The 18,848-nt window shown below is 45.2% G+C and carries 18 protein-coding genes; 4 read left to right on the top strand and 14 right to left on the bottom strand.

Translation table 11 applies throughout. From position 1 onward, the window contains the following. Window positions 1-412 precede the first annotated feature (412 nt). The 3 genes from polA to hemB all read right to left on the bottom strand — a co-directional run bounded on the left by polA (window position 413) and on the right by hemB (window position 5,445). A complete protein-coding gene (gene polA, locus ITG10_RS08310; RefSeq protein ID WP_248386807.1) occupies window positions 413-3,211 on the bottom strand; it encodes a DNA polymerase I in 2,799 nt (932 codons plus the stop codon). 679 nt (window positions 3,212-3,890) lie between these two features. Beyond that, window positions 3,891-4,325 (bottom strand): GNAT family N-acetyltransferase, encoded by a 435-nt coding sequence (locus ITG10_RS08305; protein ID WP_017631973.1) that lies wholly within the window; start codon window positions 4,323-4,325, stop codon window positions 3,891-3,893. A 76-nt stretch (window positions 4,326-4,401) separates the two neighbouring features. Further along, a complete protein-coding gene (gene hemB, locus ITG10_RS08300) occupies window positions 4,402-5,445 on the bottom strand; it encodes a porphobilinogen synthase (RefSeq protein ID WP_017060158.1) in 1,044 nt (347 codons plus the stop codon). Window positions 5,446-5,653: 208 nt separating this feature from the next. On the opposite strand from hemB, the gene ITG10_RS08295 reads away from it, so the two are divergent. Then, window positions 5,654-6,415, top strand: a complete 762-nt coding sequence (locus ITG10_RS08295; protein WP_017631974.1) for a TatD family hydrolase — start codon at window positions 5,654-5,656, stop codon at window positions 6,413-6,415. A gap of 315 nt (window positions 6,416-6,730) precedes the next feature. Here ITG10_RS08295 and tatC read toward each other — a convergent pair whose 3' ends face one another. The 7 genes from tatC to rmuC form a co-directional block, all read right to left on the bottom strand. After that, entirely contained in the window at window positions 6,731-7,483 is a 753-nt protein-coding gene (gene tatC, locus ITG10_RS08290) for a twin-arginine translocase subunit TatC (protein ID WP_017631975.1), read from the bottom strand. 148 nt (window positions 7,484-7,631) lie between these two features. Beyond that, window positions 7,632-8,039, bottom strand: coding sequence for a Sec-independent protein translocase protein TatB (gene tatB, locus ITG10_RS08285; protein WP_017631976.1), 408 nt, complete (start codon window positions 8,037-8,039; stop codon window positions 7,632-7,634). 3 nt (window positions 8,040-8,042) lie between these two features. Then, a complete protein-coding gene (gene tatA, locus ITG10_RS08280) occupies window positions 8,043-8,285 on the bottom strand; it encodes a Sec-independent protein translocase subunit TatA (protein ID WP_017631977.1) in 243 nt (80 codons plus the stop codon). 54 nt (window positions 8,286-8,339) lie between these two features. Further along, window positions 8,340-9,974 carry a ubiquinone biosynthesis regulatory protein kinase UbiB gene (gene ubiB / locus ITG10_RS08275; RefSeq protein WP_017631978.1) on the bottom strand — a complete coding sequence of 545 codons (1,635 nt, stop codon included), beginning with the start codon at window positions 9,972-9,974 and terminating at the stop codon, window positions 8,340-8,342. Further along, window positions 9,971-10,576, bottom strand: a complete 606-nt coding sequence (locus ITG10_RS08270) for an SCP2 domain-containing protein (RefSeq protein ID WP_017631979.1) — start codon at window positions 10,574-10,576, stop codon at window positions 9,971-9,973. The genes ubiB and ITG10_RS08270 overlap by 4 nt, the downstream gene beginning before the upstream one ends. A 98-nt stretch (window positions 10,577-10,674) precedes the next feature. Then, window positions 10,675-11,454, bottom strand: coding sequence for a bifunctional demethylmenaquinone methyltransferase/2-methoxy-6-polyprenyl-1,4-benzoquinol methylase UbiE (gene ubiE / locus ITG10_RS08265; RefSeq protein WP_026012235.1), 780 nt, complete (start codon window positions 11,452-11,454; stop codon window positions 10,675-10,677). 65 nt (window positions 11,455-11,519) lie between these two features. Then, on the bottom strand, window positions 11,520-13,052 hold the full coding sequence (gene rmuC, locus ITG10_RS08260) for a DNA recombination protein RmuC (RefSeq protein WP_017631980.1): 1,533 nt from the start codon (window positions 13,050-13,052) through the stop codon (window positions 11,520-11,522). Window positions 13,053-13,190: 138 nt separating this feature from the next. On the opposite strand from rmuC, the gene ITG10_RS08255 reads away from it, so the two are divergent. After that, window positions 13,191-14,096: a DMT family transporter gene (locus ITG10_RS08255; RefSeq protein ID WP_017631981.1), complete on the top strand. Its 906-nt coding sequence runs from the start codon at window positions 13,191-13,193 to the stop codon at window positions 14,094-14,096. A 123-nt stretch (window positions 14,097-14,219) separates the two neighbouring features. Here ITG10_RS08255 and ITG10_RS08250 read toward each other — a convergent pair whose 3' ends face one another. The 3 genes from ITG10_RS08250 to ftnA all read right to left on the bottom strand — a co-directional run bounded on the left by ITG10_RS08250 (window position 14,220) and on the right by ftnA (window position 16,564). Continuing rightward, window positions 14,220-15,413 carry an NAD(P)/FAD-dependent oxidoreductase gene (locus ITG10_RS08250; RefSeq protein WP_239847927.1) on the bottom strand — a complete coding sequence of 398 codons (1,194 nt, stop codon included), beginning with the start codon at window positions 15,411-15,413 and terminating at the stop codon, window positions 14,220-14,222. A gap of 231 nt (window positions 15,414-15,644) precedes the next feature. Beyond that, entirely contained in the window at window positions 15,645-15,968 is a 324-nt protein-coding gene (uspB, locus tag ITG10_RS08245) for a universal stress protein UspB (RefSeq protein WP_009848060.1), read from the bottom strand. Window positions 15,969-16,036: 68 nt separating this feature from the next. Next, on the bottom strand, window positions 16,037-16,564 hold the full coding sequence (gene ftnA / locus ITG10_RS08240; RefSeq protein WP_017066029.1) for a non-heme ferritin: 528 nt from the start codon (window positions 16,562-16,564) through the stop codon (window positions 16,037-16,039). Between the two features lie 187 nt (window positions 16,565-16,751). Here ftnA and uspA point away from each other — a divergent pair, with 187 nt between their 5' ends. Beyond that, the gene (gene uspA / locus ITG10_RS08235) at window positions 16,752-17,186 is read left to right on the top strand and encodes a universal stress protein UspA (protein ID WP_017631982.1); all 435 of its coding nucleotides are present in this window, start codon (window positions 16,752-16,754) and stop codon (window positions 17,184-17,186) included. A gap of 52 nt (window positions 17,187-17,238) precedes the next feature. Then, a complete protein-coding gene (locus ITG10_RS08230; protein ID WP_017631983.1) occupies window positions 17,239-18,117 on the top strand; it encodes a carboxylate/amino acid/amine transporter in 879 nt (292 codons plus the stop codon). Window positions 18,118-18,205: 88 nt separating this feature from the next. On the opposite strand, the gene ITG10_RS08225 is transcribed toward ITG10_RS08230, so the two are convergent. Beyond that, the gene (locus ITG10_RS08225) at window positions 18,206-18,769 is read right to left on the bottom strand and encodes a hypothetical protein (protein WP_017631984.1); all 564 of its coding nucleotides are present in this window, start codon (window positions 18,767-18,769) and stop codon (window positions 18,206-18,208) included. Window positions 18,770-18,848: the final 79 nt, after the last annotated feature.

The raw sequence follows: 18,848 nt of genomic DNA, 5'->3' as shown, positions 1-18,848 counted from the left end.
TGCTGATCAAATTCCAGATTTAGGACAAATTGAGGGTTAGCTAGAGTAGTAGAGAAAGAGTAATAAAAGGCACTAAAAAGAAGCGGATTTATAGAGGAATAGTAGGTTGGAAATATTTTTCTTTCGCACAAGAAAAAACGCCCCAGTCAAATGCTGACTGGGGCGGCTGAATCAGCCTAATCCAATAACGTGAAACAAAAGGTCTGAAAGATAGAACATCTTACCTCTGTACCCTACGAGATTTAATGTACAACAATTGCTCAGAAATGAAAACAACTTTTGTAGTTTTTTTTCATGAATGTTTTATTAAAACACCTAAACCCTTTTCACGATTCAACTTTATTCGAGACAAAAAAAAGCCAGTGTTTGTGCACTGGCTCATAATAATTTGCGTAATAAGGTCAAAAACTGATTAGTGGGCTTGATCCCAGTTGTCACCGTGGCCAGCTTCCGCAACTAGCGGCACTTCTAGCTCTGCAGCTGATTCCATCAATTCTTGTACTTTACTTTCAATTTCGGCTAAAGATGACTCTTCCACTTCAAATACCAATTCATCGTGTACTTGCATCAATAACTTAACTCGACCATCGCCTTCCGCTTGGATCCATTCATCAACCAATAGCATCGCTTTCTTGATGATGTCTGCCGCTGTACCTTGCATTGGCGCGTTGATCGCCGCACGCTCAGCAGCTTTACGACGCATGCCATTACGAGATTGAATTTCAGGAAGGTGCAAACGACGACCGTAAATGGTTTCAACGAAGCCCTGCTCTGAAGCAGCACTGCGCGTGTCTTCCATGTACTGCATCACACCAGGGTAGCGCTCGAAGTAAGTATCCATGTAGTGCTGTGCTTCGCCACGAGGAATACCTAGCTGCTTAGCCAAACCAAAGGCACTCATACCGTAGATAAGACCGAAGTTAACGGCCTTAGCACGACGACGTTGTTCCGTCGTTACATCCTCAATATTAACGCCGATGATCTCAGCTGCCGTTGCTGCGTGGATATCTTTACCTTGTTGGAATGCTTCCAGAAGCGCTTTGTCACCCGATAAGTGCGCCATGATACGTAATTCAATTTGAGAGTAATCGACCGCTAGAATCTTCCAACCGTGCTGTGCAACGAATGCTTGGCGGATGCGACGACCTTCATCATTACGAATTGGGATGTTCTGTAGGTTTGGATCAGTAGAAGACAAACGACCCGTCGCCGTTACCGCTTGGTGGTAAGACGTATGAACACGACCGGTTTCAGCGTTGATCATCTTCGGCAGCTTATCGGTGTAAGTTGATTTCAGCTTCGCAAGACCACGATACTCAATGATCAGCTTAGGCAGCGGGTAATCAAGCGCCAATTCTTGCAGCACTTCTTCATTGGTTGAAGGTGCGCCTGATGGCGTTTTCTTGATAACAGGCAAGCCCATTTTTTCAAAAAGAATCGCTTGCAGCTGTTTTGGCGAGTTCATGTTGAACTCTTGCTCTGCAATCTCGTAAGCTTTCTGCTCTAACTCATCAAGACGAACGGCAATCTCTTGCGATTGAGCGCCTAGCAACATGTCGTCGATGAATACACCTGTGCGTTCAATACGAGACATCACTGGAATCAGTGGTACTTCGATCTCTTCATAAATCGCTTTTAGTTTTTCATCTTGCTCGATGTTTTCCATTAAGCGGTTATGAAGACGCAGTGTTACGTCAGCATCTTCTGCAGCGTATGGAGACGCTTCACCCAGCTCAATCTGGTTGAAAGTAAGCTGCTTCTTACCTTTACCTGCGATCTGCTCGAATGAGATGCAGCTGTGCTGTAGGAAGCGCAGCGCTAGGCTATCCATATCATGCTTGCCACCAACACTATTGAAAACGTAAGACGCTAGCATGGTGTCGTGCTTGATGCCTTTCATCTCGATACCGTAGCGCGCTAAAACGCTCATATCGTATTTCAGGTTTTGACCGACTTTAGCTTGTGCGTCATCTTCAAGAACCGGCTTAAGCTGTTCAAGTACCCAATCGCGATCCAGCTGCTGAGGTGCATCTAGGTAATCATGGGCAACCGGTACGTAAGCGGCAACGCCTTCTTCAGTCGCGAATGACAGGCCAACGAGGTTCGCAACCATGTAATCTAGGCTGTCTGTCTCGGTATCGAAAGCAAACACTTCAGCCGCTTTCAATTTCTCTAGCCAAACATTGAATGACGCTTCATCGAGGATGGTTTCGTAGTTGCTGCGATCAATCGTCACGGCAGAGGTGTTCATTTCTACGGTAGAAGTAGTTGATGCCGTATTGCTACGCACTGCGCCCGACTTTTCATCCGCCTCAACCACACCACTGCCACCTTCAAGTAGCTCGTTCAACCAAGACTTGAAGACCAGTTGACCATATAGCTTAATCAGCTCATCCGTGTTTGGTTGTGCTTTTACAAGCGACTCAGGTGTCTCTTCTAACTCGACATCCAGTTTGATCGTTGCAAGCTCGTAAGACATCTCAGCGTTGTCTTTATTATCAATCAGCTTCTTAGCCATGGTTTTTGAACCACGGAAGCCAAGAGCGGCAATATCATCCAGGTTTTGATACAGCTTTTCGATGCTACCAATGCCTTGCAGCAGAGCAGTCGCTGTCTTGTCACCGACACCCGGAACACCTGGGATGTTATCGACTTTATCGCCCATCAGCGCAAGGTAGTCGATGATCAGCTCTGGCGGAATGCCAAATTTCTCAATCACGCCTTCACGATCCATTACCACGTTGGTCATGGTATTGATCAGAGTAACGTTGTCATCGACAAGCTGCGCCATATCTTTATCGCCAGTACTAATAAGCACAGGCATACCCATAGCAGAAGCTTGAGAAGCCAACGTACCGATCACATCATCCGCTTCAACGCCAGGAATAGAGATAAGTGGCAAACCCATTGCACGAATCACATTGTGCAAAGGCTCAATCTGGCAACGAAGATCATCAGGCATAGGTGGACGATTTGCCTTGTACTCTGGGTACATGTCATCACGGAACGTCTTTCCTTTCGCATCAAAAATTACCGCAATACGATCAGAAGCAAATTGACGCATCATGCTGCGCAGCATGTTAACTACACCGTAAACAGCGTTAGTTGGGATATCACCATTGCTCATTGTGCCAGGGTAAGCATGGAACGCGCGATATAGGTAAGAAGAGCCATCGATCAGAATCAATGGATTATCAGGAATACGAGCCATAATGTTTGTGTATCCAGTAAGTACAGAAATTATCTGTTAAGAATGCCACGTCTGTTGGTTGGATTCCACGTTGTCGATCTGTATCCGTTCACTCGGTTGTGTTCGTTATAATCGATTTGTTGTTATTTTTTGTTCTTAGACGCAAGCGTTCTGTGGATAACTCTGTTTATATTATTTACCCACCCTGTTGAGAACTACGGTGAACAACTCAAAAAACACCAATAAACAACTGAAAATAAAGAACAATTTTACAGATCGAACAGATGATCAACGATCTTTTCTCGATCTTGCGTTGTGGAAAAAAATGCTGATGGCGTTTTATTCATAAAAATACGTGCCACTAAATATGCATCTTGTTGAAATGGTAGGTATAAAAAAAGCGACACCCTAAGATGTCGCCTAGCAAAAACCAGTAAAGCCATTCAAATTGAATACCACAGCTTTACCTAAAAGCTATAAATTACACTGGAAGCAATGTGAGCAATGTCGTGTCAAAAAGAACTTAGTACAAGTTCGCGAGAATTCTGTTGGGTAACCAAGTAGATACTTGAGTACTTAACATCCTTGTGAACATTTCCTCATTCCCTAAGACGAAGTTAATAATAATGATTCTCATTTAATAGTCAACACTTAAATGATAATAAATCTCATTTAATTTATAAACCGTTAACAGCAGTGTTTAAATTTGCTTCAAAAAATGGATTCTATGGTCATTAATGTCTTCTTTTTCTTCAAATTTTTCGATTAGGTAACCGTTTCTCAATAACAGGCGCAACATTGCAGGGAACTGGTTACGAGACTTAACCTTTAACTGTCTGTAGCCCTGCTCTTTCGCCCACTGTTCCTGAACGTCTAATTGCGCCTGTGCAACGCCTTTGTTCCTCGCGAGCGGTGACACGCCACCAAACCAGCTGTAAAAAGTATCTTGATCCAATTCATAGCCGATCTTAAAACCGAGCAGCACGTCAGCTTCTTCGGCCACTAAGATAAGGTTCTTTTTCCCTACCAGCCGCTCTGAAAGAGAAGCGACACTCTCTTTTTTAGCGAACTCAGAGATCTGCTCGACCACAGACACCACTTCTTCTAACGAACCTTCACGCACGACAACTGACATCTTATTCATCCTTATAAACAAAAGGGCTGGCACAATGGCCAACCCTTTACTGATCACTTAAGTGAACTCTACACGATTACTTTTCTTTTAAGTGCTCTGCGGCTTGTGCATTGTCTTCTGCAAGCCACTCAGCCACATCTTTAGCGAAGTAAGTAAGAATGCCATCAGCACCAGCGCGCTTAAAGCACAGCAGTGATTCCATCACGGTTTCACGCTCTTTCAGCCAACCGTTTTGAATCGCTGCTTTATGCATCGCATACTCACCAGACACTTGATATGCAAATGTCGGTGCTTGAAGTTCATGCTTCACACGACGCACGATATCTAGGTAAGGCATGCCAGGCTTAACCATCACCATGTCGGCACCTTCATTAAGATCCATCGCGACTTCGTGAATCGCTTCATCGCTGTTCGCAGGATCCATCTGGTAGTTCTTCTTGTTACCACCTTTCAGGTTCGACGCACTGCCGACGGCGTCGCGGAATGGACCGTAGTAGCACGATGCGTATTTCGCAGAGTACGCCATGATTTGAGTATGAATATGACCCGCTTCTTCTAACGCTTCACGGATCTTACCAATGCGACCATCCATCATATCTGACGGTGCAACCACGTCAGCACCTGCTTCAGCGTGTGATAATGCTTGCTTGATCAAGACTTCAGTCGTCTCGTCATTCATCACGTAACCATCTTCATCGATGATGCCGTCTTGGCCGTGAGTGGTGAACGGGTCTAGTGCTACGTCAGTAATAACGCCAATGTTTGGCACATGCTCTTTTAGTAAACGTACAGCGCGCTGCACCAAACCTTCTGAGTTATGAGCTTCAGCTGCGCATAAACTTTTAGCATCTTGGTTCACGACTGGAAATAGAGCAATCGCAGGAACACCCAGCTTTGACAGGTAATCTGCTTCCTCGAGCATGTAATCGATCGACAAGCGTTCAACACCCGGCATTGACTCTACAGGCTCGCGGCGGTCTTTACCCATCAGGATAAACATTGGGTAGATTAGATCATCCACAGACAATTGATTTTCTGCCATTAGGCGACGGCTAAAGTCGTGCTTACGCATACGGCGCATACGGCGACCTGGGAATTGACCTTGAATTGAAACAGACACTAGATTCTCCTTGCCTAGTCTAAGCACCGAAATACTTAGATATGAAAAGTGCTAAATACAGGCAAAAGCATATCACTGATGGCTCAGGACGCTAGCAGTAAAATATGAAACCCACTCAAAAACAGGGATAAATGGCAAAAAATGACCTTCTCCTCACACTGCCGTATACTCATGACAACTCCGTAAAGACCGCTTTCAGGACAAAACAATGATCGACACCCATGCTCATATTTACGCGAGCGAATTCGATGAAGACCGCGAACAAGTTGTGCAACGTGCACTGGATCAAGGGATTGATACCATTCTATTGCCGAACATCGATTTAGAATCTATCGAACCAATGTTAGCGACGGAAGCTCAGTTTCCTGATGTGTGCCGTTCAATGATGGGCTTACACCCTTGTTATGTGGATGCGAATATCGAACAAACCCTCAAAACCATTCGAGCTTGGTTTGATAAGCATGACTTTATCGCCGTGGGTGAGATTGGTATCGACTTGTACTGGGATAAAACCTTCAAGGCTGAACAAGAGATGGCGTTTGTGACTCAGTTACAGTGGGCAAAAGAGCTCGATCTACCCGTGGTGATCCACACGCGCGACTCCATTGAAGAGACACTTGAGCTACTGAAACAAGAGCAAGATGGCAGCTTACGTGGCGTATTCCACTGTTTTGGCAGCAGCTTAGAAGAAGCTCAAGCGATCAACGCGCTCGGCTTTCATCTTGGATTAGGTGGTGTTTCGACCTTTAAGAATTCAGGGATGGATAAAGTGATCCCACATCTGGATATGAACTACGTCATCCTAGAAACAGATTGTCCCTACTTGGCACCGACGCCAAATCGCGGCAAACGCAATGAGCCTGCTTACACAGAATTGGTCGCAAAGCGCATCGCCGAACTGCGTGGAATTACCCTTGAAGAAGTCGAAAACATAACCACGACAAATGCTAAGTCATTGTTTAATTTATGATAAATCTATTAATAAGATAATTTTATGAATTTATAGCCGATTTATTTGTTAAAACAAAGTGATGTGTATAGTATCAACTACCTGCATATGGAGGTAGTTGATTATGTGTGACCATTCACAACACTTACAACGTCAGCATCGAACCCTATGGCATAAAATTTTGGGCATTAAAGAGCTCTATATATGTCAGAACTGTGGCTATCAGTTAAAGATTCGATAAACGGACATAATAAAAAAGCGGCCTAAGGCCGCTTTTTTATTATGTGATTTTTGCTTTAAAACACGCTCGAACGTGCGCTCAAAGAATCTTGCGAATCAAGACTCGGCTTCTTCTTCGTCAGCATCTGGCTTACGCACATAGAAGCGCGCAAAGAACAGACCAATCTCAAACAGAATACACATTGGAATCGCCAACAGTGTTTGTGAGATCATATCTGGTGGTGTCAGCATCATACCGATGATGAAAGCACCCACGACAATGTAAGGACGCTTTTCAGATAAAGCCTTCGGCGTTGTCGCTCCAGTCCAACACAACAAGATAATCGCGACAGGCACTTCAAAAGCAATACCAAACGCAAAGAACAGCGCGAGTACAAAATCGAGATAGCTCGATATGTCTGTTGCGAACTCTACCTGCCCCAAAGAGATAGCTGTGAAGAAGCTAAATACCAGCGGGAATACCACGAAGTAAGCAAACGCTACACCACAGTAAAACAGCAAAGAACTTGATGCCAAAAGCGGCATGATCAAGCGCTTCTCATGCTTGTATAAACCCGGAGCAACAAACGCCCACACCTGATACAAAATAAACGGCACCGCGACAAAAATAGACGCGATTAAGGTTAATTTCAGTGGTGTGAAAAATGGCGATGCAACATCCGTTGCGATCATCGTCGCCCCTTCAGGTAGACGATCTACTAAAGGTGCTGATACGAATTCATAAATATCATTAGCAAAATAAATTAGCCCGATAAACACAACCAGAACCGCGACAATCGCGCGCAATAGGCGATTACGTAGTTCCAGAAGGTGGCTAATTAAAGGCTGTGTCTGCTCAGTCGAAGACATGTCAAACCTCTTAAACAGGAAGATCGAAAAGGAGCCGCGCACCTATCTATCCAATTGAATTGGTATCCACTTGAATAGTTATCTATTTAAATAGTTGTCTATTTAAATATCTAGCTACTTAGGTATCAGACGACTCCTCCTTGCGAGACTATTCGGCTTTCTTATCTGACGGTGCTGAAGCTTCGCTGCTAGTCTGATTGGTTTCAGGCTCAGCAGTTTCCGTGACACTAGGTTTAGTCTCACTTGGCTTATCAGACTCAGGCTTAGCATACGGGCGTTGAACCTCAGCAGCGGCCTGCTTAAGTTCATCGACTGACGCTTTAAGGTCTGGAGATAAATCTTCCATACCCATTTGTTCCGCCTTACGTAGGTTTTCTTGTAGCTCTTGCACCTTAAGCTCGTGAGAAAGTTCATCTTTCACACTGTTTGCCATACTTTTCGCTGCACCCACAAACTTGGATACGCTGCGAATCGCAACAGGCAAACGCTCAGGGCCTAGAACCACTAACCCAACGACAGATATTAATACCAGTTCCCAAAAACCGATATCAAACACGATTTACGCCTGCTCTTTGTCTTTCTTTGTTTCAGCAGTCGCTTCTGTCTTCTGCTGTTCAATATTCTTTGGTTCGAAGTCTGCATCTTTCTTATCTGCAGGCTTGTCTTCATCGCTCATCGCTTTTTTGAAGCCTTTAACCGCTGAACCTAAGTCACCACCCATGCCGCGCAGTTTCTTTGTTCCGAATAGCAAAATTACAATTACAGCAATGATTAGAAGTTGCCAAATACTGATACCACCCATTGTCATTGTCCTCGGGTCTGTCTACACATAAAAAATATTAAGAGAGTCTACTGTCTAACGACGGTAAGCTCGCCAACTAAGCAACCAAAATGTGACACCTGCGATGCCACAGCCCATAGATAGCTGCTCATAAGGGCTTGAAACTAATATTGCGGAGCATACGACTAAAGTGGCTCCAACACCAAACAAAAACTTTCCAGTTGCTTGTTGGCGCTTACTATCTCTATAGCCTTGATAAAGCTGATCCATTCTATGGTTCATCGCTTTACCTTGGCGCAAGCTGTCATAAAGTAGCTCTGGCAGCTCTGGCAGTTTTTCTGCCCAGAATGGTGCGCGCTCTTTTACTGCGTTGATCACAGCTTGCGGCCCCACCTGATTCATCATCCAGGTTTCAAGGAAAGGCTTAGCCGTTGCCCACAAATCAAGCTGTGGATACAACTGGCGACCTAGGCCTTCCACATACAACAAGGTCTTCTGTAGAAGCACCAACTGAGGTTGAACCTCCATGTTGAAACGTCTTGCTGTATTAAATAAGTTTAGCAACACATGGCCAAATGAGATCTCGCCAAGTGGTTTTGCAAAAATGGGTTCACACACCATGCGAATCGCGAACTCAAAGTCGTTGACGTTGGTGTCGTGTGGCACCCATCCCGAATCAACGTGCAGCTCGGCGACTTTACGGTAATCTCGGTTGAAGAAAGCCAGCAGGTTCTCTGCTAAATAACGCTTATCTTCGCTGTTGAGCGTGCCGACAATGCCACAATCCAAACCTATCCACTGCGGGTTATCTGGGTTTTCTGGGTTAACGAATACGTTGCCAGGGTGCATGTCTGCATGGAAAAAGCTATCACGGAACACTTGGGTGAAGAATACCGTCACACCACGTTCGGCCAGCAATTTCATGTTAGTACCGTTGGCGTTTAGCGTTTCAATATCTGAAACCTGAATACCATAGATTCGTTCAGACACCATCAAGGTTTCACTGCTTAAATCAGGGATAACCTCTGGAACATACAGCTCTTCACTGCCTTCAAAATTACGTCGCAGTTGAATCGCATTGGCCGCCTCACGGCGCAGGTCTAGTTCATCCAGTAAGGTTTTCTCGTACTCGTGAACGACTTCAACAGGTTTCAAACGACGTGCTTCAGGAAGCGACTTAGCGACTATACGCGCCATTCGGTGCATCAGTTTTAGATCTGCATCAATCACCGGGCGAATATCAGGGCGAATTACCTTGAGAACAATCTCACGGCCACTCTCTTTGAGTTTCGCAGTATGCACCTGAGCGATAGAAGCAGAAGCCAGAGGCTCGATATCAAAGTCGGTAAACCAGTTATCTAAGCTGCCACCGAGCGCCTTTTCCATATCTTGCTTAGCCAGTTCACCATCAAATGGTGCAACTTGGTCTTGCAACAGCGCCAGCTGATCCGCGATATGAGGAGGGAACAGATCGCGACGTGTCGACATCATCTGCCCAAACTTGATCCACACAGGGCCAAGTTCTTGCAGCGCGAGACGTAAGCGATGACCCAACTCTTTATCTTGATGCTTATTTTTAAGCCAAAACAGAGACTTTCGCGCCAATAAAGGGGCTTTGGTCAATTGGTGCTCTGGCATCAATTCATCAAGGCCATATTCCAACTGTACCTTGATAATATGATAAAGACGTTTCAGTTCTGTTGGGGTCATGCTTTCTCCAACAGAGCGTTCAACTTAGCTTCAAGGCGTGCTGCTGAGCTTTTTACGTCATCAACCTGATCGCAAAAATGCGCCACTTCTAATGGTGCTGGCGCAATCTTCCACTCTTCAGTTAATACCTGAGCAAGGTGGTTTTGATGCTTAGTTGCTTGCTTAGCCACAAGACCGCCAACATTCTTAACGCCTTGTACCAAGGTATGCGCAACCACATCACCCGTCACACGAGACAACCACTCTTCCAAGTCTGGCTTGCAGTCTGTCATCAGTTGAGCAAATTTCTGAGCCAGTTGAATATCACCTTCTAAGATCAGCTTATCTTGCTTGATCAGCTTGGTGATGTTCGATTGCTCACGCAGTTCAGGTAACACCGACAGGTTCAAAGATAGGTAGCAGTCAGGCTGCCCTTCGTATTCTGACAACACATCAATCTGTTGGCTGAAAACGAAAGTGAGTGTTTTATTCAACTCTTTCAAATTGACTTGAATGATCTGCCCCTTTAAACGAGACAAACGACGAACCAAAGCTGGATCATCGTTCACGAAAGTATTTAAAGAGGTTTCAATAACCGCGGTTACCAATGGATCAAATGGCATGACTGTCCTTACCTTTGAAAACGGATAAGCCTTAACCTATCCGTTCTATCTTTATTCTTATTGTTTAGCACGCTCAGCGAGCCTGCTACCAAGATCGACTAGAACTTGTAACCGCGGTGCAGCGCAACAATGCCGCCCGTTAGGTTGAAGTATTTTGTATTTTCAAAGCCCGCTTCTTGCATCATGCCTTCCAAAGTCTCTTGATTTGGGTGCATACGAATAGATTCTGCAAGGTAACGGTAGCTGTCTGCATCGTTAGCAATCAGCTCACCCATTTTTGGCAACAGGTGGAAAGAGTATGCATCGTAAACCTTTGATAGTGGCTCAAGCACTGGCTTAGAAAACTCAAGAACCAACAGACGGCCACCCGGCTTAAGCACGCGGTACATAGAACGCAGCGCTTGGTCTTTATCGGTTACGTTACGCAGACAGAAGCTGATGGTAATGCAATCGAAGTAGTTGTCTGGGAAAGGCAGTTCTTCAGCGTTCGCTTGTACGTAGTGTACGTTGCCAACAATGCCGCTATCACGCAGCTTATCACGGCCAACATTCAGCATTGAATTGTTGATATCAGCAAGAACCACGTGGCCTTTTTCACCAACGATACGCGAGAATTTCGCAGTAAGGTCGCCAGTACCACCACCAAGATCTAGGATACGCTGACCAGGGCGAACGCCACTGCAATCAATCGTGAATCGCTTCCACAAGCGGTGAACACCACCCGACATTAAGTCATTCATGATGTCGTATTTAGCGGCTACAGAGTGAAATACCTCTGCTACTTTCGCGACTTTTTCGTCTTTCGCGACTGTTTCGAAACCAAAGTGTGTGGTTTCTGACTCTACTGCTGAATTTGTCTGCACGCTTGTGTCCATAATGCTGTTATCTACCATGGTAAGTTCTCATCGACAGCACGCTCCGTGTTTAGAGGCGCTGCGGCCGATTAGTTTACTTTATCCTCAGCGGGTTGTCTTTCTACTAAGGAGGCATTTTCTGAAAAAGCCTCATTTTGCGCCATTTCGGCCAAACCAATCGAGATAGGTTTCTTCACCTCAACCCCGAGTTGCTTGAAGCTTTCGGCCTGACGAATCACGTTGCCACGGCCTGTTACTAGCTTATTCATGGCACCTTGATAGCTTTGGTTGGCTCTATCTAACGAACTACCAAGACCTTCCATATCATCGACAAACAAACGCAGTTTGTCGTAAAGCTTACTTGCACGCTCTGCGATGACTTGAGCGTTCTGGTTCTGCCTTTCATTACGCCACAGGTTATCAATGGTACGCAGTGCCACCAGCAAGGTCGTAGGGCTGACCAAGATGATATTTTGCTCCATCGCGTCTTTCACCAAGCTAGGGTCGGCTTGAATAGCGACTTGGAATGCAGGCTCGACCGGAATAAACATCAACACATAATCCAAGCTTTGGATGCCTTTAAGTTGATGATAATCCTTCTGGCTCAGCCCTTTGATGTGTGCTCGCAATGACACCAAGTGATCACGCAGTGCAGCATCACGCTGTTGATCGGTTTCAGCATTGAAATAACGTTCAAACGCCACCAACGCCATCTTCGAATCCACCACCACTTGCTTATCTTGTGGCAGGTGGACTATTACATCGGGTTGATAACGCTTGCCCGCATCATTTTGTAGGTTCACTTGGGTTTGGTACTCATGCCCTTCTCGCAAGCCTGATTCAGCAAGCACACGCGCTAGCACCACCTCACCCCAGTTACCTTGCTGCTTGTTATCACCCTTAAGCGCCTGAGTCAGGTTAACCGCTTCACGCGTCATGCTTTCGTTAAGACGCTGCAGGTTTTTCAGCTCATGCACTAAGGTGTGGCGCTCTTTGGCTTCTTGGCTAAAGCTGTCATTAACCTGCTTCTTAAACCCTTCTAATTGTTCTCTCAACGGCGACAACAAGCCTTCTAGGCTCTGCTTGTTCTGTTGGTCAACCTTAGCGGTTTTGGTTTCAAACAGCTGATTAGCAAGATGCTCGAACTGTTGCTTCAAGCGTGATTCCGCTTGCTCTAACAGTTGCAGCTTTTCACTGTTGGCGAGGTTTTCCTGATCGTGCCTTGCTTCTTGCTCGCGAAGTTCGGCTTCCAATTCAGATTTATGGTCTTTCAGCACATTGATCTCATCGGCATACTGCTGACGCTCTTGCTTCACCGCTTCAAAGTAGCGAAGCTTCTCCATCGCAGCCATCACCTTGCCGTGCGCTTGCTTAAGTTCGAATGCGGCCTTGTCTCGGTCGTCATCCAACTCATCAAGTTCTTGTTGCGCCTCTGCGAGTGATGATTTGAGCTGAGACTGCTGAGATTCATGCAACAAACGATCGGACTCTAGTTGCTGCTCGAGCAATCGCTGCTGAAAAGAGAGCTTCTGTTTAACCCACCAACCCACGACACCGCCACTGACGAGCGCGCCAGAAATTGCAGCAATAAGCGTTGCCTGATGTTCGATAATCCATTGCATGATAATGATTTAGCCTAATTGGAAATAACTCATTAAATGGTATTTTGATACTGGATAAATGTCCAGTTTGCCGTATTAAAATTCGACAGATAGACTAAGCGCTCCGTATTCTGTCCCATCAAATTAGAATGAGTTGCTATGAACGAACGTCGTGCCTTGGGCTTTGGTCTTTCCGCAGTACTACTGTGGTCAACGGTCGCTACTGCTTTTAAGCTGACCCTTGCTGAGTTTTCACCGATTCAAATGCTGACTATTGCCAGTATTGTGTCGTCGATTGCGCTGATCGCCGTTTGCGCCTTTCAAGGTAAGCTTTCTCAGCTAAGTACTACGTTTCTTTCAAACCCTTGGTATTACCTGCTGCTCGGTTTGGTTAACCCATTGGCTTACTACCTGATTCTCTTCAAAGCATACGACCTACTGCCCGCTTCTCAAGCTCAAGCGATTAACTACAGCTGGGCTATCACCCTAACTTTAATGGCAGCGGTTTTTCTGGGACAAAAGATTCGTAAACAAGATTGGATTGCGTGTACCTTCAGCTACGCAGGTGTCGTGGTCATCGCCACTAAAGGCGACGTGTTAGGCATGCAGTTCGATAGCCCACTTGGTGTGGCATTAGCTCTACTTTCAACTCTACTTTGGGCGGGCTACTGGATTCTCAACACCAAAAACAAGGCTGACCCTGTGGTAGGTGTACTGCTTGGATTCTTAGTGGCGTTGCCATTCGCGATTGGTTTAACCATTTACGAGGGCGAAAGCTTTAGCAAAATCACGGCAAAAGGTTGGATGGCGGTGACTTACGTTGGCCTATTTGAGATGGGTATTACCTTTGTCTTGTGGTTATCAGCACTCAAGCTAACCAACAACACAGCCCGTATCAGCAACCTGATTTTCGCATCACCATTTATCTCGTTGATGCTACTTTCAACCATTATCGGCGAAGAAATCCACCCCGCGACACTGTTTGGTTTGGTACTGATCATTGCTGGTTTGGTGATTCAACAGATCAAGTTCTCAAAAAACAAGACCGTTGCTAATGAGAACTAAAAGCGTCGATTGACTGCGAAAACCATCAACTTAATTACTTTTGACTCTGAATTAGATACAAAAATGGCGAGTCATATGACTCGCCATTTTTATGTAATCTGAACTAATGGATAAGCGAAACGCTTACACCCACTGACCTGCTGCAAAGCCAGAACTCCAGCACCATTGGAAGTTGTAGCCACCCAACCAGCCCGTCACGTCCATCACTTCGCCAATGAAGTAAAGGCCAGAAACGCTCTTACACTCCATGGTTTTTGAAGATAGGTGGTTAGTATCGACGCCGCCTAAAGTCACTTCTGCAGTTCGATAGCCTTCAGTACCATTAGGTGCGATTTTCCAGTTCTCTAGATGCTCGACAATGTCATTCAACTGCTTTTCGTTGAACTGCTTAAGCGGTTTGTCTTCCAGCTCTTTACGATCAATCAATACCTCTACAAAGCGCTTTGGTAGTGCTTTTGCCAAGGTGTTCTTCAAGCTCTGGTTTGGGTGTTTCTCGCGAGAATTCGCCAACAACTCGGCCACATCAACCTCTGGTACTAGGTTGATTGAAACCGACTGACCCGCTTTCCAAAACGAAGAGATTTGCAGTACTGAAGGACCAGATAGGCCACGGTGTGTAAACAGCAGTGCTTCTTTGAACAAGGTACCATCTTGCGCGGTGATCTCTGCAGGAATCGCGATACCAGAAAGCTCAGCGAAATCTTCTTTGTCTTCTTTATGCAGCGTGAACGGCACTAAACCCGCTGTGGTCGGCATGACTGATAAACCAAATTGCTCTGCAATCTTGTAGCCAAATGGGGTTGCGCCTAGCTTAGGCATCGACAAACCACCTGTCGCAACAACTAGCGAGTCACACTCAACTTCGTCGGTATTTAGGTGCATCTTGAAGCCAGAATCGGTCTTTTCGATTGAGTGAACATCACAACGGTAGCGCTGTTCAACTTTCGCTTGCTTACACTCATCAAGCAGCATACTCACGATGTCTTTTGCCGTGTGGTCGTTCACACAGAACAGTTGGCCGTGATCGCGCTCTTCGAACTCAATGCCGTACTTGCTCACCATCGAGATAAAATCCCAGTTGGTGTATTGAGATAAAGCAGACTTCACGAAGTGAGGGTTGTTACAAAGGAAGTTGTTCGCTGACACGTCATAGTTAGTGAAATTACAACGACCACCACCTGAGATTAAAATTTTTCTGCCTGGCTTTTTCGCATGATCAACCACCAGCACTCGTCGGCCGCGTTTACCAGCTTCCGCAGCACACATTAAGCCTGCGGCGCCCGCACCAATCACGATTACATCAAATTTTTCACTCATTGTGGTTCTGCTTTCTTCACGTTTGCATCACGAGTACACCCTGTTCTCGAAATGCCATCAATAAAAAAGGATGTGCATAAACAGCACATCCTTACTAATTGCTCGCTATTTTAGCGGCAATTTTCAACTTTGCAATTGATGTTCAATTGTACAAATCGCAGACAGCTGCGATTACGCTTCTGAGCTTAACGAACGAACAACCGACGCTCTATATCACACGTACTGGATCACCTAGACGATGAACGAGGACAATAACGTCACACCAAGCAGAGCTGAAGAGAGTATGAATAACTGTCTTACACGATCACACTTGGAAGTGAACACTTCGTCATGGTGATGGTGATACTCTTTGCTTTTGATGTAACTAAACAAGCGGACTTGTTTGGTCATATTGCCATGAGTTGTGAAGAACCCACCTCCGTCTACTTGTTGATAAAGTAGAGGATGTGCTTCTCGCATAATATAAATCAGTGTTCTTAGCGCAGTAAAATAACGCGCCCAGTTCACACAAGTCACAACCATTAGTGCAAATAGAATAGTGTCGCCGCTGATCATCCTTTCCTCCCTACATCTTCATAAGAAAACTCAAAAGAAAAAGATAATCAGTGTCTTTCTCGTACTACCTAAACGGCAGGAGCTTCCATAATTGAAGATGAACCATCTTTTGCCAATTGCGCTAGGTCTTTATCAATAAAGAACAGTGCTTTACCGTCTTCACCAACAAGTTCTAGCTTATCCAATACACCTTTAAACAACTTCTCTTCTTCGTGTTGCTCTGCAACGTACCATTGCAGGAAGTTAAAGGTTGAGTAGTCTTGTGTGCTGAAAGCAACGTGAGCCAGTTTGTTGATCTTTTCAGTAATCATCTGCTCATGTTCATAAGTTTCACGGAACACTGCACCAAGGCTTTCGAATTCGTGTTTTGGCGCTTCAATCGCACCTAGAATCGGCATTGCACCTGTCTCACTTACGTAAGTGAAAAGACGCTGCATATGTTCCATTTCTTCTACTGCATGAACACGCAGAAACTCGGCTGCACCTTCAAATCCTTTGTCTTCACACCAAGCACTCATTTGTAAGTATAGATTGGATGAGAAAAATTCTAGGTTAATTTGATCATTCAGTTGCTCAACCATAGTTTTTGACAGCATTTAAGACTCCTAATTACTTCCTCAATTTTCTCTACTATATCACTATTTTATTAATATCTCGCAGAGCATTAGTTAACCAATTTTGAATCATCACTACGCAAGACAGTGGATATGAGATCACTTCAGCAAAAAAAGCCATCGCATAGTGCTAATCTTTAATCAGACAATGAATAAAGGAGGTAGCGATATGAGTTACAAACATATTTTGGTCGCAGTCGATTTATCAGATGACAGCAAATTAATTGTGGATAAAGCGGTAGCATTGGCAAAGCCATTGGAAGCCAAAGTCTCTTTTATCCATATCGACATTAACTACGCAGAGCTCTATACCGGCCTGATTGATATCAACATGGCAGAAACCCAACACAACGCGATGGAAGCCTCTCGTATTCAGCTGCAAAACTTTGCCGAACACGCTCAATACCCAATCACTCACACCTTAGTAGGCAGTGGTGACCTGAGCCACGAGCTGTGTGACACCATCAATGAGTTCAATGTGGATTTAGTGGTTTGCGGTCACCATCAAGATTTCTGGAGCAAGCTGCTCTCTTCAACACGCCAACTGATCAACGCCTCACCGGTTGATATGCTGGTCGTGCCTCTAAGAGATTCAGAAGACTAATGATTTAAGGTTAGGTAACATACAGCTCATATCTTATTAACGAAGTTTTACTATGAGCTATTTAGCTGGTGTTACCCTCCTATGGGCCTTCTCTTTTAGCCTGATCGGCGTCTACCTTGCGGGTCAGGTTGATTCTTGGTTTTCAGTACTAATGCGCGTTGCCCTTGCGGGTATCGTGTTCCTTCCTTTCCTTAAATTCCGTGGTGTGTCACGCAAACTGATCGGAAAATTGATGGCGATTGGTGGTATCCAGCTTGGCCTGATGTACTGCTTCTACTATCAATCTTTCTTGCTACTATCAGTACCGGAAGTCCTTCTGTTTACTGTCTTTACCCCAATCTACGTCACCCTGATTTATGACTTTCTCAAAGGGCAGTTCTCACCTTGGTATTTAGTGACGGCTGCGATTGCAGTATTGGGCGCGGTATTCATTAAGTTCGCAGGCATCAACGACAACTTTTTAGTCGGCTTCCTTGTCGTGCAAGGTGCGAACCTATGTTTTGCTATCGGTCAGGTTGGCTACAAGGTGGTGATGGAGAATGAACCCACTGAGCTGCCTCAACACACGGTATTCGGCTACTTCTACTTAGGTGCTTTGTGTGTAGCTTCAGTTGCTTTCATGCTTTTGGGCAACCCTGAAAAACTGCCAACCACCACACTTCAATGGGGAATCCTCATCTACCTGGGTTTAATCGCTTCAGGTTTGGGTTACTTTATGTGGAATAAAGGCGCATGCATGGTGAATGCAGGTGCGCTTGCAGTAATGAACAACATCCTAGTGCCTGCTGGCTTGGTGGTGAACATCCTGATCTGGAATAGAGACGTCGACTTGGTTCGACTGTCGATTGGTGGCGGGGTTATCTTGCTTTCATTGTGGGTCAACGAAACTTGGGTGAAAAAGCGTGTCGCGAGATCTGCTAACAACGCTTAATCGGCCTGATTGAATCGATTTTGAGTTATCCCAAAAAGCAAAAGAGCGACCTTAGGTCGCTCTTTTTAATTGGATGATATCATTGCAATCAGTGAATATGGTTCACGGCTATTGATGGGCTTTCTGTGAAAACAACGTCGTCAAGTTGTAAGTTGATGCGTTCCAATTTGCTTTCCATCTTCTGACTCTTCTTAAACAGCTTTTGTTGCTTCTTAATCATCTTCGCCAGTTTCTTATTGTACTTCTCTTGCTTCTTCGCAGCTTTCTTCGCTCGCTTAAGCTCTTTTTTCTCACCACTGTTTGCCATGATTTTTTTCAACTTGGCTTTTTTCAATGATGGTTTCTTAGCAATACTAGTAACGCTAGGGTCAAACATTTGAACGGCTGAATCAGGCGTATCCACAACCTCAGCCAGTGTTATTTCAGGCTTAGGCAGCGTTTCAGCCAACAGACCACACGCAACTTTCTCTTCGACAGGTTTGTTTTGACAGCCAATTGGTGGAATTGCGGTTGGTTTGCATAGGTTCGCTTCGTCCGCCGATGAACGTGCACAAGAGCGGCACACAAACTTTGGTTCTGTAACCAAGCTGTGGATCTCGCCTAGGTGTTCGGTAATATCTCGACGGTTTAACTTACAAAAGCGTTTAGCCATGCTACAACTCCAGCTAAGAATAATAATGATTCTTAGTTAGATATACATCCGTAACGCGACTATCGCAAGTGTTAAATGG

Source organism: Vibrio sp. ED004, from assembly GCF_023206395.1.
Taxonomy (GTDB): Bacteria; Pseudomonadota; Gammaproteobacteria; order Enterobacterales; family Vibrionaceae; genus Vibrio.
This window is presented reverse-complemented; position numbering and strand designations above follow the sequence as displayed.

What these genes read in the sequence shown, in the direction of transcription:
- tatC (WP_017631975.1), bottom strand. Translation starts at nt 7,483, where the DNA reads ATGTCTTCGACTGAGCAGACACAGCCTTTAATTAGCCACCTTCTGGAA.
- ITG10_RS08225 (WP_017631984.1), bottom strand. Translation starts at nt 18,769, where the DNA reads ATGGCTAAACGCTTTTGTAAGTTAAACCGTCGAGATATTACCGAACAC.
- ITG10_RS08230 (WP_017631983.1), top strand. Translation starts at nt 17,239, where the DNA reads ATGAGCTATTTAGCTGGTGTTACCCTCCTATGGGCCTTCTCTTTTAGC.
- uspB (WP_009848060.1), bottom strand. Translation starts at nt 15,968, where the DNA reads ATGATCAGCGGCGACACTATTCTATTTGCACTAATGGTTGTGACTTGT.
- rmuC (WP_017631980.1), bottom strand. Translation starts at nt 13,052, where the DNA reads ATGCAATGGATTATCGAACATCAGGCAACGCTTATTGCTGCAATTTCT.
- ftnA (WP_017066029.1), bottom strand. Translation starts at nt 16,564, where the DNA reads ATGCTGTCAAAAACTATGGTTGAGCAACTGAATGATCAAATTAACCTA.
- ITG10_RS08305 (WP_017631973.1), bottom strand. Translation starts at nt 4,325, where the DNA reads ATGTCAGTTGTCGTGCGTGAAGGTTCGTTAGAAGAAGTGGTGTCTGTG.
- ITG10_RS08295 (WP_017631974.1), top strand. Translation starts at nt 5,654, where the DNA reads ATGATCGACACCCATGCTCATATTTACGCGAGCGAATTCGATGAAGAC.
- polA (WP_248386807.1), bottom strand. Translation starts at nt 3,211, where the DNA reads ATGGCTCGTATTCCTGATAATCCATTGATTCTGATCGATGGCTCTTCT.
- uspA (WP_017631982.1), top strand. Translation starts at nt 16,752, where the DNA reads ATGAGTTACAAACATATTTTGGTCGCAGTCGATTTATCAGATGACAGC.
- ubiB (WP_017631978.1), bottom strand. Translation starts at nt 9,974, where the DNA reads ATGACCCCAACAGAACTGAAACGTCTTTATCATATTATCAAGGTACAG.
- ITG10_RS08270 (WP_017631979.1), bottom strand. Translation starts at nt 10,576, where the DNA reads ATGCCATTTGATCCATTGGTAACCGCGGTTATTGAAACCTCTTTAAAT.
- ITG10_RS08250 (WP_239847927.1), bottom strand. Translation starts at nt 15,413, where the DNA reads ATGAGTGAAAAATTTGATGTAATCGTGATTGGTGCGGGCGCCGCAGGC.
- ITG10_RS08255 (WP_017631981.1), top strand. Translation starts at nt 13,191, where the DNA reads ATGAACGAACGTCGTGCCTTGGGCTTTGGTCTTTCCGCAGTACTACTG.
- tatA (WP_017631977.1), bottom strand. Translation starts at nt 8,285, where the DNA reads ATGGGTGGTATCAGTATTTGGCAACTTCTAATCATTGCTGTAATTGTA.